13 protein-coding genes are annotated in these 13143 nt (G+C 50.9%); 3 read left to right on the top strand and 10 right to left on the bottom strand.

The window, feature by feature from the left end; genetic code table 11:
* Positions 1-28 precede the first annotated feature (28 nt).
* Complete coding sequence (yfbR, locus tag MKZ15_RS07770; protein WP_193419079.1) at positions 29-649, top strand: 5'-deoxynucleotidase; 621 nt, start codon at positions 29-31, stop codon at positions 647-649.
* An 89-nt stretch (positions 650-738) separates the two neighbouring features.
* Here the strand turns inward: yfbR and MKZ15_RS07765 are convergent, their stop codons facing one another.
* Together MKZ15_RS07765 and MKZ15_RS07760 are read right to left on the bottom strand one after the other, a co-directional pair.
* Entirely contained in the window at positions 739-1608 is an 870-nt protein-coding gene (locus tag MKZ15_RS07765) for an SDR family oxidoreductase (RefSeq protein ID WP_339821051.1), read from the bottom strand.
* A gap of 101 nt (positions 1609-1709) precedes the next feature.
* Entirely contained in the window at positions 1710-2594 is an 885-nt protein-coding gene (locus MKZ15_RS07760) for a glycosyltransferase family 2 protein (RefSeq protein WP_193419075.1), read from the bottom strand.
* A 162-nt stretch (positions 2595-2756) separates the two neighbouring features.
* Here MKZ15_RS07760 and MKZ15_RS07755 point away from each other — a divergent pair, with 162 nt between their 5' ends.
* Positions 2757-3110, top strand: a complete 354-nt coding sequence (locus MKZ15_RS07755) for a helix-turn-helix transcriptional regulator (protein ID WP_155604951.1) — start codon at positions 2757-2759, stop codon at positions 3108-3110.
* Between the two features lie 86 nt (positions 3111-3196).
* Here the strand turns inward: MKZ15_RS07755 and MKZ15_RS07750 are convergent, their stop codons facing one another.
* From MKZ15_RS07750 to citZ, 3 genes are all read right to left on the bottom strand, one after another.
* Complete coding sequence (locus MKZ15_RS07750) at positions 3197-3622, bottom strand: hypothetical protein (protein ID WP_155604950.1); 426 nt, start codon at positions 3620-3622, stop codon at positions 3197-3199.
* 808 nt (positions 3623-4430) lie between these two features.
* On the bottom strand, positions 4431-5726 hold the full coding sequence (gene icd / locus MKZ15_RS07745; protein WP_339821049.1) for an NADP-dependent isocitrate dehydrogenase: 1296 nt from the start codon (positions 5724-5726) through the stop codon (positions 4431-4433).
* Between the two features lie 86 nt (positions 5727-5812).
* Positions 5813-6925 (bottom strand): citrate synthase, encoded by a 1113-nt coding sequence (gene citZ / locus MKZ15_RS07740; RefSeq protein ID WP_155604948.1) that lies wholly within the window; start codon positions 6923-6925, stop codon positions 5813-5815.
* A gap of 350 nt (positions 6926-7275) precedes the next feature.
* Here citZ and ytvI point away from each other — a divergent pair, with 350 nt between their 5' ends.
* Complete coding sequence (gene ytvI, locus MKZ15_RS07735; RefSeq protein WP_339821047.1) at positions 7276-8394, top strand: sporulation integral membrane protein YtvI; 1119 nt, start codon at positions 7276-7278, stop codon at positions 8392-8394.
* Positions 8395-8445: 51 nt separating this feature from the next.
* Here the strand turns inward: ytvI and MKZ15_RS07730 are convergent, their stop codons facing one another.
* The 5 genes from MKZ15_RS07730 to accD all read right to left on the bottom strand — a co-directional run bounded on the left by MKZ15_RS07730 (position 8446) and on the right by accD (position 13101).
* On the bottom strand, positions 8446-8838 hold the full coding sequence (locus tag MKZ15_RS07730; protein WP_339821045.1) for an FxsA family protein: 393 nt from the start codon (positions 8836-8838) through the stop codon (positions 8446-8448).
* A 65-nt stretch (positions 8839-8903) separates the two neighbouring features.
* Positions 8904-9323: a thioesterase family protein gene (locus tag MKZ15_RS07725; RefSeq protein ID WP_193418182.1), complete on the bottom strand. Its 420-nt coding sequence runs from the start codon at positions 9321-9323 to the stop codon at positions 8904-8906.
* A gap of 129 nt (positions 9324-9452) precedes the next feature.
* On the bottom strand, positions 9453-10874 hold the full coding sequence (gene pyk, locus MKZ15_RS07720; RefSeq protein WP_155604945.1) for a pyruvate kinase: 1422 nt from the start codon (positions 10872-10874) through the stop codon (positions 9453-9455).
* 247 nt (positions 10875-11121) lie between these two features.
* A complete protein-coding gene (locus MKZ15_RS07715) occupies positions 11122-12207 on the bottom strand; it encodes an acetyl-CoA carboxylase carboxyltransferase subunit alpha (protein ID WP_213621966.1) in 1086 nt (361 codons plus the stop codon).
* Complete coding sequence (gene accD / locus MKZ15_RS07710; protein ID WP_193418186.1) at positions 12208-13101, bottom strand: acetyl-CoA carboxylase, carboxyltransferase subunit beta; 894 nt, start codon at positions 13099-13101, stop codon at positions 12208-12210. It abuts the gene before it with no gap.
* Positions 13102-13143 lie beyond the last annotated feature (42 nt).

Raw genomic sequence — 13143 nt, 5'->3', positions numbered from 1 at the left:
ACTTCGATAAAAGCGAGGTTTCTCACTGATGAGCTACCCTTTCTCTGCTTATCTATACCGCCTGCGTTCGATTCATCGATGGAGCCTGATGCGCAGCACCGCCCCCGATAATGTGGCTGAGCATTCGTTTCATGTCGCGTTGCTGACTCATCTGCTATGCGAAATTGGGAACGCCCGGTTCGAACGGAGCTTAAATGCGGAACGCGCCGCAACGTTAGCGTTGTTCCATGATGCAACCGAGGTGTTCACCGGCGACATCCCAACACCGGTCAAGCATCATAATCCACGGCTTCTGTCCAACTTCCGCGAAATGGAGGCTATCGCTGCGGAACGTTTGCTCTCCATGGTCCCGCCGGAACTCCAGAACGTTTATACTCCGTTGTTATCGCCGGGACAAGCGGAGGGCTCATCCGAAGATGCCGCTTTAATGGTGTATGTCAAAGCAGCGGACAGCCTGGACGCCTATTTGAAATGCGCCTGGGAGCTGACGACCGGCAATCGTGAATTCGCCGTTGCCAAAACGCAGCTTCTAGATAAGCTGCAGCGGTTGCAGCTCCCGGAAATCACATATTTTCTAGAACATTTGGCGCCCAGCTTTGAAATGACGCTTGATGAGTTATCTGAGACGGAGCAGCACGAGAGCGATTAGATGTTTCAGAGATAGAAGAACCCCCAAGCTTGCTCGGCACTGCCGAAAAGCTTGGGGGTTCTTTGTTGGAGTCCGTTTCGATCCCATGGTTAACCGTTAACGATCTCTCCACCGTTGATGTGCAAGACCTGACCACTCATATACGAAGAATCGTCCGAGGCCAGAAATACGTAAGCCGGTGCCAGTTCCTCCGGTTGACCGGGGCGTTGCATCGGCGTTGTTCCCCCGAATTCGGACACTTGCTTCTCATTGAAGGTTGATGGAATCAGCGGAGTCCAAATCGGGCCGGGTGCCACCGCATTCACCCGAACGCCTTTGCTTCCGACCACATTCATCGACAAAGCCCGCGTGAAGCTAACGATAGCCCCTTTCGTTGCTGAGTAGTCAATCAGCTGCGGGTTACCCTTATAGGCCGTTACCGAGGCCGTATTGATAATCGAGCTTCCTTTGCGCAAATGCGGCATCGCCGCCTTGGTCGAGTAGAACATGGAGAAAATGTTCGTCCGGAACGTCTTCTCCAGTTGAGCAGCCGTAATCGCCGTAATGTCCGGCTGCGGATGCTGTTCGGCTGCGTTATTGACCAGGATGTCGAGGCGCCCTAACTCCTGCACCGTTTGCTGCACCGCCTGCTCGGCAAAGGCCTCATCGCCGATGTCGCCAGCGATCAGTAAGCATTTGCGTCCTTCCTGCTCGACTTCCTGACGGGTCACCTCCGCGTCATCATGCTCATTCAAATACATAATTGCGACATCGGCTCCCTCTTTCGCGTAGGCTACGGCGACGGCCCGACCGATCCCGCTGTCACCACCGGTGATCAGCGCTACTTTGCCCATCAACTTGCCCGCAGCCTTATAATCTCCCTCATATACCGGGCGCGGGTGCATCTCCGCTTCAACGCCGGGTTGATGGTTTTGATGTTGGGGCGGTAAGGTCTGCTTTGCTTGTCCGTTTCCTGCCATTGCTGCATCCTCCTTCGGGTAATCCGTGAATTAGGTGCGATGGCACCTGAACGTTCCCTTCCCCTAATAGGATGACCTTGACGCCTCGGCTTATCCCTCTTCTATTTCCATTGGATCCCGAATCGTTCGGTAAACCACCTCACATCATGTTTGCGAAGAGAGTCATTTTTCTCCCTCCGTGCCAAAGTCAACTCGCTCAGCTTCGCATCAGTTATCGGCTCTCCTTCATACGCGCAGCGCACCAGTTCTCTGCAAGCTGAGACTCCTTCGTCATCGAAATGTAAATAGGCAAGGCTCATCAAGTCCTTTCCCCATTGATCCCCGCTGTTGTCATAAGGGAAATTCTGCCGAAACACTTGAATGAGTGTCACCTCCGGCACGTAGCGACAGCTCCCACCCTGCAGCCATAACCTCAAGGAAAACTCCGCCGTTTCCAGATCCTTGCCGATAAAACCGTCTTCCATCCCGCCCATGTCCCGAAAAGTATCCCGTCGAACAGCAAAGCATTCCCAAGACATCCAGGGGATCTCGTTCTCACCCGCGAACCGAATCGGATACCCGCGAACCGATCCCACCACCCCTCCGACATTCCTCCCTTTCGGAGCAGGGGAGTGCTTACCCATCTCAAAGGCTGGCGACACGCCCTCAGCTTGTCCACGCATCAACGGTGCCAGTAACCGTTCCATCCATCCGTCATCATAATATAAATGTGACCCGCAAAAAATCAGAACTTCTCCAGTGGCATAAGCAGCCCCGAGATTGCGTGCCGAAATTCCCGGATCACCCTTTACTCGCTTAAAAGGTCGGTCGAATCGGTAGCTCATCAAAAAGTCACAACACCCGTCAACCGAACCTTCGTCAACGATAATGACTTCATAAGGCAGTGTTGATTGCGACACTTTTAAAGATTCCATCGTGGTATACAAATCGATCCCATTGTTCTTGACCGTAATGATGATTGAAACGGAAGTAGATTCGGAAGACATACTAGATCTCCTTAAAATTGGTTATATTTAATAATTGAACCATTTCAGTAAATCCTATGATTCCATAATAACCCAATTCGTACTTGCAGTAAATACAAACAAAACCTGTAGTTTATTATCTTTCATTCGGCTTCTCACTAAGGTAAATACAGGAGGGGTGTTATGGATTACGAGGCATTGGGGAAAAGGCTGCGTCAAGAACGGCATAAAATGCACTTGACCCAGGAAAAACTCGCCGAACGCATCGAAGTTTCGGACGCATACATAGGGCAAATCGAACGGGGAGAGCGTAGCTTGTCCCTGGAAACACTCGTCAAACTGGCGAATCAATTAGGCGTTACCGTTGATTATTTACTTCACGATTCGATTGTGATCAGTGATGACCATTTTATGGACCAGATCCAACAGATCGTCATGAACCGGTCGCCGAAAGAGAAACAACTGGCGCTCGATATTATGAAATTAATGTTTACCCATTTGGACGATTTAAAAAAAGAGGATACCAATCTTTCCTAGTAAGAGACTAGCGCTGCTTTGCCGCGCACAGCATGAAAAAGACCTGTCGGCTTTAATGCCGACAGGTCTTTTGGCTTATGTCTGAATCAAATAATGGTACTGTACACCATGAAGAAAACGATCAGCAATACTGCAACGGACAATAGGGCGCTTAATGTGCGCAGTTTCCCTTCTTCCGCTGTTACGGTTTTATTCTGGCGAATCCCTTCCTGCGCCAAACGCAGCGGTTTAGCCAAGATACCGCTAAACGCTCCAATCGCCAAATACAAGATGACGATCACAATCATCCAAGGCACGGAGTAATCGCCTTGACCAATCAGGTAGCCGCCCGTCAGCAATTGGATGATGAGCCCGATTTGGGCATATCGGTTCAAAGAGATCACGGCTGATACCGTTCCTTCCTGAGCCGCGAGCGACAACTTGCCGATTCGGCCGAGCACAAACGGCAGGACCAGATAGAAGCCGAGCGCCAGTGCGCCGATAATATGTAGGAATAACATGACTTGGTACATTAACATAACCGTCCTTTCTGCGTCAATTACATTTATTATAATCTATTATAACTTTGGATGGAAATAAAAGAAACGTCTGTTGGGGCGAGGCAAGTAAATTGTGATAAGGACCGGGGGCAACGCTAGGAAATGTTCCTACGATCGCTGTTGCTCGCGGGTTTCTTGATCTTACAAATTCATGCGAGGTTGAAACCCGCTCACAAAGGCGAACGCTCCGCTTCTTCGGAATCATTTCCCGCTTATGCCCTCTCCCTTATCACGATTGAAGAGCAACGCCCGCCCCGAACAGACTCGGGCAGGGCAGAGGAAACAACTGGATAAGGACCGAGGGCAACGCTAGGAAATGTTCCTACGATCGCTGTTGCTCACGGGTTTCTTGATCTTACAAATTCATGCGAGGTTGAAACCCGCTCACAAAGGCGAACGCTCCGCTTCTTCGGAATCATTTCCCGCTTATGCCCTATCCCTTATCACGATTGAAGAGCAAAGCCCGCCCCGAACAAACTCGGGCAGGCAGAGGAAACAACTAGATAAGGACCGGGGGCAACGCTAGGAAATGTTCCTACGATCGCTGTTGCTCGCGGGTTTCTTGATCTTACAAATTCATGCGAGGTTGAAACCCGCTCACAAAGGCGAACGCTCCGCTTCTTCGGAATCATTTCCCGCTTATGCCCTATCCCTTATCACGATTGAAGAGCAAAGCCCGCCCCGAACAAACTCGGGCAGGGCAAAAAAGACCCTCCCTATGAACGCTAGGGAGGGTTAATGTTAACGGAGGTTGCATATCCAAAAGGTTAGAATTAGCTAATTACATGTTTTTGATGACATGGTCGGCAAACTCGGAGCATTTCACTTCCGTTGCCCCATCCATCAAACGGGCGAAGTCGTAAGTGACTGTTTTATTGTTGATTGAAGTTTCCAGACCCTTATAGATCAGGTCCGCCGCTTCTTGCCAGCCCAGATGCTCCAGCATCATAACGCCGGATAAGATAACGGAGCCCGGATTTACCACGTCAAGGTCAGCGTACTTCGGCGCCGTACCATGCGTTGCTTCGAAAATGGCATGCCCCGTTACGTAGTTGATGTTGGCGCCCGGCGCAATACCGATGCCGCCAACTTGCGCTGCCAAAGCGTCGGACAGGTAGTCGCCGTTCAAGTTCAACGTAGCGATAACTTCGAAATCCGTTGGCCGCGTCAACACTTGCTGCAGTGCGATATCGGCAATCGCATCCTTGATGATGATTTTGCCTTCGGCTTCCGCCGCCTTTTGTGCTTGGTTTGCTGCGTCAGCGCCGGATTGATCCTTGATCCGGTCGTATTCGGCCCATGTGAAGACTTTATCGCCGAATTCCGCTTCCGCGACCTCATAACCCCAGTTCTTGAAAGCACCTTCGGTAAACTTCATGATATTGCCCTTGTGCACTAAAGTGACGCTCTTACGGCTATGTTTGATCGCATATTCGACCGCGGCGCGGACGAGGCGTTTCGAACCTTCTTCTGAAACCGGCTTAATGCCAATCCCGGATGTTTCTGGGAAGCGAATTTTGTTGACGCCCATTTCATTTTGCAAGAATGCCAGGACTTTCTTAACTTCCTCGGAGCCTTCTTTATACTCGATGCCGGCATAGATGTCTTCGGTATTCTCACGGAAAATCACCATATCCACGAGTTCCGGACGTTTAACAGGAGAAGGCACACCTTCGAAATAACGAACTGGACGAAGGCAGACGTACAGGTCTAACTCCTGGCGGAGCGCTACGTTTAGCGAACGGATGCCACCGCCGATCGGCGTAGTCAATGGTCCTTTGATGGCCACAATATATTCGCGAATCGCGGTCAGCGTATCAGCTGGCAGCCATTCCCCGTATGTATTGTAGGCCTTCTCGCCGGCAAACACCTCGTACCAGGCAATTTTCTTTTCCCCGCCGTAGGCTTTGTCCACGGCGGCATCCAATACGCGTTTCGAGGCTTTCCAAATATCGCGGCCCGTACCGTCACCTTCGATAAAAGGAATTACAGGATGGTTAGGCACCTGAAGCTTCCCATCCCGAATCGTAATTTTCTCGCCTTCAGTAGGAAGATCGAACTTTTCCAGTTTCAACATTTTAACGGTTTCCTCCTTCAGTCTGTTTGCTGCATCTCACGGTCTCCATTTTACCACAATGTTCCTTGGAGCTCCCGCATGGCTGCTTATCTTAATTCAATGGGAACGTATTTCTGATTGGTGACGCCCGTATATTCCGCACGCGGACGAATCAAGCGGTTATCTTCCAACTGTTCCAAAATATGCGCCGTCCATCCGGACAACCGGCTGATCGCAAAAATCGGTGTAAACAGGTCGCGCGGAATGCCCAGCATCGTGTAGACGGAAGCGGAATAGAAGTCAACGTTGGGCTTCAGCCCTTTTTGACCTGTGACAAGTTGCTCCACTTTAACGGAAATATCATACAACGTGGAGTCGCCTTTAAGAATGCTCAACTGACGCGACATATTCTGCAGATGTTTCGCGCGTGGATCGCCGTTTTTGTAAACACGGTGACCAAAGCCCATGATTTTCTCCTTGCCTGCCAGCTTCTTCTGAATGTAGGGCTCCGCTTGCTCCAACGTGCCGATCTCAGCCAGCATATTCATCACCGCTTCATTCGCACCGCCGTGAAGGGGTCCCTTCAAGGTGCCGATCGCCGAGGTAACCCCGGAGTAGATATCGGACAACGTCGCAATCGTCACGCGGGCCGAGAACGTCGACGCGTTCAGCTCATGGTCAGCATGCAGAACTAACGCTTGATCCAAGGCGCGAACCGCAATCGGATCCGGTTCTAAGCCGGTTAGCATATACAAGAAGTTGTGCGCGATCGATACGTCCTTCAGCGGGGCGATCGGTTCCTGGCCTTCCCGAATTCGGGCAAACGCAGCAATCAGGGTCGGAATTTGAGTCTGGAGCTTAATCGCCTTCAATTGGTTGTTTTCTCGGGAGTTGTCATTGGCGTTCTCATCATACAAAGCAAGAGCCGATACGGCAGTACGAAGCACTGCCATCGTGTTGGCAGTCTGCGGATACAGCTTCATCTGTTTCAGCACCGCATCAGGAACCGCGGCATAATCGCTTAATTGCCGCTGCAAGCGTTCCAGTTCAGCTTGATTGGGCAATTTGCCGTACCATAACAAATAAGCCGTTTCTTCAAAACTCGCACGTTCCGCCAAATCATCGATATTAATACCACGATAGGCGAGTACGCCATCATGAATGGAGCTGATCGAAGAGGTTGCCGCAACAATGCCTTCCAGGCCTTTCGTAGCTGTCATGAACCATCTCTCCTTTGTTAACATTTTGTGAGCAAACAAGCCCCTGAAAACATTTTCAAATTGAAAGTTTTAAATTTTCGAAGTCATGCAATACCGGGCCTATAATTGCAGAAATATTGCTCCACTGCTTACTTCTTCATCATACTGGATTTCCGAAAACATGGGAACCGCTTCAGCACTGCCGGGTACATTAAATGATTTTATCACAACAATAAAGAAATTTTGTAAACGATTGCAGTTGTGCAATGAATTATATCACATTATTCGAAAGATGTTTGAGGCGGAATACTCGCGGCGGACAAATAATAGAGTAGAACTAGGACATGTATTGGGAAAAGGGGAAATGCCACATGGATCACGTGATCGTCAAGCGCGTGCTGCGCGGCAGCTGGATATGCGTCGTCCTCATCAGCTCCATCTTGGCCGTCTACTGGCTGCTCCCGCTGGTTTATCCGTTCTTGATCGCCTGGCTGATCTCCTATGCGATGCATCCGTTTGTCCTGTGGCTCCAAAAGAGTCTACGGGTACCAAAGTGGCTGGCTGTAACGCTCTCGCTGCTCATTTACTTTGGAAGTGCAGGGATTATTGTGTCCGCGGCGCTAACGCGCCTCGTTAAAGAGTTAATCCATTTGGCCGAATCCTTCGATTTGCGCATTGCCGAGTGGAGAAACCTGTTTGTTTCATGGACGCAAAGCGAGGGCATCCAATCGATCATTACCGAGATCAACCGATTTATCGCCGATAACCCCGGTTACGAAAATACCATCCATAAAAACATCGACAACACCGCCGAAAGAGTTGGATCCTTTGTTTCTCATTTCGTCAATAATGTGCTGGAAACGATCGTCACCTTGCTCTCCTCCCTCCCCAATTTAGGGGTCATTCTCGGCGTGATCCTATTGGCTACCTTTTTTATCAGCAGCCACTGGGAGCGCGATATGCGGTTCTTGGCTAACTCCATACCTACACCGTTTCGCAAAACCGTAGGCGCGATTTGGCGCGACCTGCAGCGAGCTCTCTCAGGTTATCTGCGCGCCCAATTCATCATGATTTCCATCACCGCGTTTATCGTATTACTCGGCTTACTTATTTTGGGCGTCGATTCCGCCTTTACCTACGCCCTGCTGATTGGACTTGTCGATTTATTACCTTATCTAGGCGTCGGAACGATCATGATTCCTTGGCTGATTTATGCCTTCGCCACGGGCGACGTCACGCTGGGGATCGGACTTTCCGTGTTGTACGGGGTCATCCTGCTAGCCCGCCAACTGATTGAACCTAAGGTACTGGCCAGTAGCGTTGGACTGGATCCCTTGCCCACGTTGATCGCGATGTTCGTCGGCCTCAAGCTGTTTGGCGTGTTAGGACTGATCATCGGCCCGGTTACGTTGGTCATTCTAGGTGCCGCCGTCCGTGCCGGTGTCGTCCGTGATTTGCGAAACTATATTGTACACGGCCGTTTTAGATAAAAAAAGGGCATCCCGTCTTCCAAGACGAGATGCCTTTCTAAAATAAATCCGTTAACGGCGGAAATACGTGATCGTTCCGTCTTTCATCTTCTTGCTGACCCATTTCATGAGCGGGATCCGATACAGCACACGCGTTAGCGGGAACACCATCGTAAAACCGATGAGATCGGTAATGAAGCCGGGGATCAGCAGCAGGATCCCGCCGGCAAACACGCATAATCCATCCAGGACCATTCGCCCCGGAATTTGTCCGCCGCTCATTTGGGCTTTGGCATCCGCCAACACTTTACGCCCTTCAAATTGCATCATCAACCCGCCGAGCACGGACGTTGCCAGCGTCAGAAAGATCGTTTTACCGACACCCAACCTCTCGCCGACGTACATATACCCCAAAAATTCTACGATCGGAATCAACACAATGAGAGCGGCTATCCATTTACGCATATCAGGACTCCTTTATCACATTCCTGTACTTGTATTTTACCGCCTCCACGCCGGATAATCAAAATTTACGATTTTCGGGCTTCCTCCAGCGCCGCATACCATTCCGGAAATACCTTCTTGAACTGAACCGGTTTGAAGTTCTCGCGGCGAACCACATAGTGGGAAGAAGAACCTTCTACGCAAAGCGTGCCTTCCCCATTGTACACCTCATAACCATAAGCGGTTTTGACGCCGCTGTTCTCGATGACCCGTGTCTTGAGCAACACGGTTTCCCCATAACGGATTCCGCGTTTGTATTCTACCTTCATTTCGTGAACGGGAGAAATATATCCGGCCTGCTCCATCTTGACATAATCAAAGCCAAGATTTCGGCTCAACTGCAGCCTCCCCAGCTCGAACCATTCCAGGTAATGGGCGTGGTAAATAATCCCCATCATATCGAATTCCGAATATTTCGGCTCAATCACCACTTCGCATACGTACACTCGATTCGCTCCTTTCCGGGTTTCCCGCCAATCTATCGCATGATGGTTTTGCGGCAAAAAAAGCAATGGTCCCGAGCGGGCCCCATTGCCTTTTGTTGTGACGATAAGTCAATCTATTTATTCCTACGACTACTTGCGGATTTGCCCGATTTTCACCAGGTTGGTCGAACCGGAACGTCCGAGTGGTACCCCAGCCGTAATCACGACGAGGTCGCCTTCCTTCACGAGTCCGGAATCTAGGCCGCCCTTCATCGCTTTATCGAACATTTCGTCCGTCGTGCTGGCCGTATCGCCTTTCACCGGCGTTACGCCCCAGTTCAGGGCCAGACGGCGCAAGGTTTGATCTTCGGTCGTCACGGCGATGATCGGTGCTTTCGGACGGTATTTGGAGACCATCCGTGCCGTATAACCGGTTTCCGTCGAAGTAATGATCGCTTTGGCATTCAGCTCCAATGCCGAGTTGGCAACCGCTTGGCTGATCGCTTCAGTAACCGTCGTTTGTTGTGCATTACTTTGTTTAACGAAGATTTCACGGTATTCCAAAGCGGATTCCGCTTTCTCGGCGATGCGGGACATCGTCAATACCGATTCCACCGGATATTTCCCGGCAGCCGTTTCGCCGGACAACATGATCGCATCGGTACCGTCGAAGATGGCGTTCGCCACGTCACTTGCTTCGGCGCGAGTAGGTCTAGGGTTGCGTTGCATCGAATCAAGCATTTGCGTCGCCGTGATCACCGGTTTCCCTACGCGGTTACATTTCTCGATCATACGTTTTTGTACGAGAGGCACATCTTCCGCTGGAATTTCTACACCGAGGTCACCGCGGGCAACCATCAGGCCGTCGGAAACTTCCAAGATTTCATCGAGGTTGTCAACGCCTTGTTGGTTTTCGATTTTAGAAATGATTTGGATATGAGCTGCGTTGTGTTTCTCCAGCAATTGACGAATTTCAAGCACGTCGCTCGCTTTACGAACGAAGGAAGCGGCAATAAAATCGATGCCTTGCTCGATCCCGAACTTGATGTCGTTAGCGTCTTTCTCGGTGATGCCTGGCAGGGAAATGTTTACGCCTGGAACGTTAACGCCTTTTTTGCTCTTAATGGTACCGCCATTGACGATACGGCATTTGATTTCCGTACCTTGAATCTCGACGACCGTCAAACCAATCAGACCGTCGTCAATCAGAATCGTCGAACCGACTTCCACGTCTCCAGGAAGTTCTTTGTACGTAATGGAGATCCGTTCCTTGTCGCCGAGAATTTCTTCGGTCGTCAAGGTTAGGAATTCGTCCTGTACCAGCTCGATCGGTTCTTCTTTCAGCTTACCGGTACGGATTTCAGGACCTTTGGTGTCCAACAGTATGGCGATAGATTTCCCCAGCTCTGCACTCGCTTGACGGATCGTCTTGATCCGGTTACCATGCTCCTCAAAATCACCGTGGGAGAAGTTCAAGCGAGACACGTTCATTCCGGCCATAATCAGCTTCTTGATGTTTTCTAACGATTCACTGGAAGGACCGATAGTACATACGATTTTTGTTTTGCGCATTTGGGTTTCCTCCGTTTAAAATAGTTCTCTCTATATAATCTTTTCCAACAACTAAATTTACTACAGTTTTGTCGATTTGTATAGGAAGTTTATCATATTGTAACGAACATTCCTTCAAAGCATGCAAAGTTACTCGATTCACGCATCTCATCTTGGTGCCTAAATTTGCATTATTCCCTGAGTACAGCGAAAATAACCTTGCCGTAGGTCCCCATAGGTTCCACCCGTAAGGTTATCGCTTTGGATCTTAACTTTTCTCGGCGGTATGGGCCTCAGAGGCAGCTGCCGATTCGCCAGACGCATCCACAGGAGCCTCATCCTCGATCACGCCAGCAACTTCAGCCACGCTATCCGATGTGGCCGGAGCCTCCGTCTTGCTGGCCACTTGAAACTCGCCGATTTTGCGGAATTTCCGGTATCGATCTTCCACGAGTTCATCCGGATGCAAGTTGGATAGTTCCTCCAGGTGTTGGAGCAGCGATTCTTTGATGGCTTCCGCGGTCGATTCGTAATCCCGGTGTGCTCCACCACGCGGCTCGGGAACGATCTGTTCGATCACCCCCATCTCCAACAGGTCTTGAGCGGTAATCTTCATCGCTTCCGCCGCCTGATCGGCCTTGGAAGCATCCTTCCAGAGAATGGAGGCCGCTCCGTTCGGCGAAATGACGGAGTAAATCGCATTCTCCAGCATCAGCACGCGGTTACCTACGCCAAGTGCAAGCGCCCCCCCACTGCCGCCTTCACCGATGACCACGCAAATCACGGGAACCCGCAGCATCGACATATCCCGCAAATTGCGAGCGATCGCTTCCGATTGCCCGCGCTCCTCTGCCGTAATTCCCGGATAAGCGCCTTTTGTGTCAATAAATGTAATGATTGGGCGCCGGAACTTGTCCGCTTGCTGCATGAGCCGCAGCGCCTTGCGGAATCCTTCCGGATGCGCGCTGCCGAAGAAGCGGGCAATATTGTCCTTCGTATCCTTCCCCCGCTGTTGTCCGATCACCGTGACCGGCATTCCGCCAAGCTTGGCCAATCCCCCAACAACGGCAAGATCGTCGCCAAATACCCGGTCCCCGTGGAGCTCAATGAAGTCCTCAAAGATCAGGCCGATCATATCGAGTGACGTCGGGCGTTGATGATGCCGGGCCAGATGCATTTTTTGCGAAGGGGAGATGTTGTTGTAGATCTCTTCCTCCAGTTGCCGATAGCGCTCTTCCAGACGTGCAATTTCTTCTGTAAAATCGATGCCCTTCTCGCTGCCAAACTGCTCCAGTTCCAAAATCTTCTCGCGCAGCTTCACGAGAGGCGTCTCAAAAGGCAATTCGCCTGCCATTTATGCTCCTCCCTTCACGCCGTGCAAATCTAGCAACTTCGCTAGCGTCGACTTCATGTCCTTCCGATGAACGACAAGATCGAGCTGACCGTGTTGCAGGTTGAACTCGGCCGTCTGGAAATCGTCTGGAAGCTTCTGACGGATCGTCTGCTCGATGACGATTCTTCCGGCAAATCCGAATACGGCACCGGGCTCGGCCACAATAATGTCGCCAAGCATGGCAAAGCTAGCCGATACGCCGCCCGTCGTTGGGTCCGTAATGACCGAGATGAATAGTCCGCCATGTTCGCTTAATCTAGCCAACGCAGCGCTCGTCTTGGCCATCTGCATCAAACTGAGGATGCTCTCTTGCATCCGCGCTCCACCCGATGTTGAGAAAATGATCATTGGCAGGCGTTTCTCCGTAGCCGCTTCAATCGCTCGCGTAATTTTCTCCCCGACAACCGAACCCATGCTCCCAGAGAAAAAATCAAAGCTCATCACGGCAACCACGGCAGGAAAGCCCTGAATTGTCCCCTCGCCGGTGACGACCGCTTCGCGTAGACCCGACTTCAGGGTTTGCTGCTCCAACTTGCTGGCGTAGCCCGGGAATTCTAAAGGATCCACGGAAACGAGATCCGCATCATATTCCGTAAAGCTACCTTCATCGAAGGTATAGCGAATCCGCTCCAGCGCGTTTAAGCGCATATGATGTCCGCAAGCCGGGCACACCATATAATTCTTCTCCAGCTCTTTACTGTACTGAATCGCGCCGCAACGGCCGCATTTATTCATCAGACCTTCCGGAATTTCGCGTTTCGGACGATCCGCCTGCGGCGTGCCCTCTTCGCTGCCAGTTCGTCCGGAAGGAATGGTCGCGTACTTCCTCTTCTTCTGAAACAAATCTTTGAACACAACTACACCTCTTCAGCCGTTTATTTATCGTGGCAGATCCAA

The organism is Paenibacillus sp. FSL R7-0216, from assembly GCF_037969915.1.
GTDB lineage: Bacteria > Bacillota > Bacilli > Paenibacillales > Paenibacillaceae > Fontibacillus > Fontibacillus rhizolycopersici.
This window is presented reverse-complemented; position numbering and strand designations above follow the sequence as displayed.

Bases quoted from the DNA above. Each gene is read 5' to 3' on its own strand.
- yfbR (WP_193419079.1), top strand. From the start codon at position 29: ATGAGCTACCCTTTCTCTGCTTATCTATACCGCCTGCGTTCGATTCAT.
- MKZ15_RS07765 (WP_339821051.1), bottom strand. From the start codon at position 1,608: ATGGCAGGAAACGGACAAGCAAAGCAGACCTTACCGCCCCAACATCAA.
- MKZ15_RS07760 (WP_193419075.1), bottom strand. From the start codon at position 2,594: ATGTCTTCCGAATCTACTTCCGTTTCAATCATCATTACGGTCAAGAAC.
- MKZ15_RS07755 (WP_155604951.1), top strand. From the start codon at position 2,757: ATGGATTACGAGGCATTGGGGAAAAGGCTGCGTCAAGAACGGCATAAA.
- MKZ15_RS07750 (WP_155604950.1), bottom strand. From the start codon at position 3,622: ATGTACCAAGTCATGTTATTCCTACATATTATCGGCGCACTGGCGCTC.
- icd (WP_339821049.1), bottom strand. From the start codon at position 5,726: ATGTTGAAACTGGAAAAGTTCGATCTTCCTACTGAAGGCGAGAAAATT.
- citZ (WP_155604948.1), bottom strand. From the start codon at position 6,925: ATGACAGCTACGAAAGGCCTGGAAGGCATTGTTGCGGCAACCTCTTCG.
- ytvI (WP_339821047.1), top strand. From the start codon at position 7,276: ATGGATCACGTGATCGTCAAGCGCGTGCTGCGCGGCAGCTGGATATGC.
- MKZ15_RS07730 (WP_339821045.1), bottom strand. From the start codon at position 8,838: ATGCGTAAATGGATAGCCGCTCTCATTGTGTTGATTCCGATCGTAGAA.
- pyk (WP_155604945.1), bottom strand. From the start codon at position 10,874: ATGCGCAAAACAAAAATCGTATGTACTATCGGTCCTTCCAGTGAATCG.
- MKZ15_RS07715 (WP_213621966.1), bottom strand. From the start codon at position 12,207: ATGGCAGGCGAATTGCCTTTTGAGACGCCTCTCGTGAAGCTGCGCGAG.